3 protein-coding genes are annotated in these 3,693 nt (G+C 31.2%); all 3 read right to left on the bottom strand.

What is annotated here, in order from left to right; genetic code table 11:
• On the bottom strand, positions 1-1,358 hold a 1,358-nt coding region (locus CKF59_RS02830; RefSeq protein WP_281270070.1), incomplete at its 3' end, for a 3'-5' exonuclease family protein.
• A 57-nt stretch (positions 1,359-1,415) separates the two neighbouring features.
• Entirely contained in the window at positions 1,416-2,108 is a 693-nt protein-coding gene (locus CKF59_RS02825; protein WP_119534472.1) for a hypothetical protein, read from the bottom strand.
• A gap of 2 nt (positions 2,109-2,110) precedes the next feature.
• Positions 2,111-3,460, bottom strand: coding sequence for a phosphoglucosamine mutase (glmM, locus tag CKF59_RS02820; RefSeq protein WP_119534471.1), 1,350 nt, complete (start codon positions 3,458-3,460; stop codon positions 2,111-2,113).
• Positions 3,461-3,693 lie beyond the last annotated feature (233 nt).

Here is a 3,693-nt window from a genome sequence, read left to right as displayed (position 1 = left end):
TGCTTAAACTGCATTTTACTTAAATCATATTCTACTTCTTCCTTAACTTCTTCAACTGGTAGTTGATAAACTTTTTTCGAAAAAGAATCATCAGGAACTTTACTTTCGAACCTTGATTTAGCAACTTCAAGAATATTTGTGTAAAAATTATTTAACACCCTAGGCTTTAAACTTAACAAATAATTATAATTTGCTTGAACATTATCTAAAAATTGTTCTTCACTTATAGATTCATTTTGCACGCATTCATTAAAAGAAGCAAACAGAGGAAATTTATTTGTTTCTACTGTAAGAATTGGATTTGTAAATTTACGATATTTAAAACTTAAAGAGAAAAATTGCTGTAGCTCTTCTTTCTCCCAAGAAATAAATTCTTTAAAATGCTCATGTTCAAGAGTTAAATCAACGAGGAAAAATTCACGATCTATTTTTTCATTTACCAAATTATTTAAACAAGCAACTGGAGTAGCATGTTTAAGTTTACGTTTACTATAAGCATTAACATCAAAGTAAACAAACATACTATCACTTTTAGCTTCAAGATATTTAATAACCTTGAATCTATTTCTAAATTGCACTAAATGTTTAAAACAATTTTTTGGTGAAAGATTTATCTCATATAAGTTTTCTTTTTTCGCTAATACTTGAGCCTGAGCAGGAAGTTGACTCTTATTAAAAGCTTGAAGTAATTGCACACAAGCTTTTACATCCGACATGGCATCATGTGCATTTAGATGTAAAAAGTTATTAGCTTTACTTATATCTTCTAATTTATATGAAATAAAATTAGTCTCTTCATTTCTTGCCCATTGAATTGCTTGTGGACAAAGATTACTAAAAGCTACAGTAATCGGAAATAAATCAACTCGAGAATTTTGATTTTCATAGTACCATTGGTAAGGATGGATAAAGTTTCTAAAAAACAAGTGTGAAGTAACTTTATCATCAAAATTGAAATTATTATAGCCAAGAATACAAGTATTTTTATCCTCACGTAAATACTCGTACCAAGCATAGGCTAATTGCGTTTCTGTTAATTTTTGTCTTCCCGCAACTCTTCCTCTAACTTCAAAATTAGTAATCTTGCCAAAATTATCTACTAAAGGAGTGATCTTAAAACCAGTTTTTAATGAAGCTATAGGTCCTATAAATTGGTCTTTATAGGCTTTTACCTCGTAATTAAAATCATTTTCTACTCTTTCTTTAAAACGAGAATCCAATTTTACGGCTGCTAATTGAGTAATTCCTGTAGTCCTTACATCCAAGCCATAAGTTTCATAATCATAGATTATATAGGTACTAATCGTATCATCATCTGGATTTTGCGGAGTCATTACCGTCTTAAAATTTTGTACCATATTTGATTCCTATAAAATTATAAAAAAAGAGTGTTCGCAAACACTCTCTTAAAAACTTTATTTATTGTTTGCATAAAAATAGCCTAGCAAACTACAAGCTTCATAAGTAGCTATAATTTGTGCTTTATCACTTTCATATGAAGGACTAAAGAAATCAGGATGAGCTTGATTTTCTACATATAAAGTGCAAAGTAAAGAAATATTATAAAGCTGAGATGTACTAATACTTTTATAAAAGTCAGGATTTCTTAGATTAACTAAAGTAAAACCTTTAGTGTCATATTTGCTTATCACTGTAGCTCTTAAATCTTCACCTTTAGAGCTAAACAAAGCGGCCATCCTACTTTTGGCAAGATTAAATATTTCAACACTTTGTAGTCCCCAATAATCATTTTGCAATAAGGCTCCAGCGTAACGCAAACAAGTCAAATTTTGAATTGGGGTTAAACCATTTTGCCCGCTAGCAGTTTGATTATTACACACCTTGATTAAGCTATCTTCCACTTCTTTAGTTGGAATATAATAAGCTGTGGTTTGTTGATCTTTAAAAGAATTATAGTTAATGTCTTTTAATAAAGAATCATTAGGAAATGCAGGTTCATTTAAAGACACTAGGACATCTCGCGGAGCTGAAGTCGAAGTTGCAGTAAAAGATTGATAAATTGATAACAAAATCCCAATCAAAATAGCTGCTGGTAAAGCAATCATAAGACGCCTACCCCATTTTGACTCTTTTAACCACTTATTCATAATTATTTCTTATACTTATTTATTTCTTTTACAAGTAATTCACAATATTCTTGTGCGAGTTCATCTTTAGGGTGTTCAACCATTACTCTAATAATTGGTTCTGTACCTGAAGCTCTTAATAGTACTCGTCCGTTATCAACAGCTAATTTACTTTCTAAATCTTTAATTAACTCTTTTACCGACTCTTTTTCTAAAACATTATTCTCAAGCTCATCAATTCTTACATTAATTAATACTTGAGGGAAAAGAGGAACATCTTCAATCATTTGTTCTAAAGATTTAGAAAAATAAGTTAATGAACGTAATACAGCAAGAGCTGCAATAATCCCATCACCAGTTTGGTTCTTATTTAAATGAATAATATGACCAGAATTTTCACCACCTAAGTACCAATTATGTTCTAAAAGTTTTTGTAACACATATCTGTCACCAACCGCAGAACGAGTAAATGGAATTCCTAACTTCTCTAAAGCAGCAACTAAGCCGTTATTAGACATTAAAGTACCAACAACTCCTTTATCACCTAGCTTTTCAGTAGCCTTTTCATAAGCAGCAAGAATGTAAAGAATTTGATCTCCATCAACCACTTTGCCTGAAGAGGTTACGAGCATAACTCTATCTCCATCTCCATCAAAAGCAATACCTAGATCTGCATTAACATCTTTTACTTTCTTAACAAGATTTTCTAAATGTGTTGATCCACAATTTTCGTTAATATTAATTCCATTAGGTTGATTTGCAATTGCAATTACTTCAGCACCTAATTCTTGAAATACTGAAGGTGCTATATGATAGGTTGCACCATTTGCGCAATCAACCACGATTTTTAAACCTTTTAACGTAAAATAAGTTGAAAAGCTAGCTTTACAAAACTCAATATAACGCCCCACAGCATCAACAACACGTTTAGCTCTTCCTAAAGAAATGTTATCAACACACTCAAGAGGAAGTTCGAGATATTTTTCAATCTCTAACTCTATCTCATCTGGTAATTTAGTGCCATCTGCATTAAAAAATTTAATTCCATTATCGTAATAAGGATTATGTGAGGCTGAAATAACCACCCCAGCATCCATTCTAAAAGTTCGCGTGAGGTAGGAAATTGCAGGAGTAGGCATAGGTCCGGTCAAAAATGATGCTACCCCTGCAGCAGCAAAACCAGCTTCTAGAGCTGACTCTAACATATAACAGCTTATACGTGTATCTTTACCAATTAAAACTTTACTATTTTGATTATGTGAAGCTAAAACTTTACCAGCAGCCCATCCTAATTTAAGAGCAAATTCTGGGGTAATTTTTTCACCAACTTTTCCACGCACTCCATCAGTGCCAAAATATTTACGCTTCATGATATAACTTCTTCTTAATATGTTAAATATACAGTTATACTATCATAACGACAGTGAGAAATTTTTTACACTATTTTACCATAAAGAGAATAAGCAAGCTTAGTTATTAAAATAGAGATTTTAAAGAGAAATACTTCTAACTTGAGCTCCAATCTTGACAGAAGCAACTTTTTTATATATAATGTTGCAGTTAGTTTTTATACTAAAATTTATTCCTCGTAAAAACACAATTACTT

It is taken from the genome of Psittacicella gerlachiana (assembly GCF_003585965.1).
Lineage (GTDB): Bacteria > Pseudomonadota > Gammaproteobacteria > Enterobacterales > Psittacicellaceae > Psittacicella > Psittacicella gerlachiana.
This window is presented reverse-complemented; position numbering and strand designations above follow the sequence as displayed.

Excerpts from the sequence above, each read along its gene's own strand:
- CKF59_RS02825 (WP_119534472.1), bottom strand. The coding sequence starts at position 2,108 with ATGAATAAGTGGTTAAAAGAGTCAAAATGGGGTAGGCGTCTTATGATT.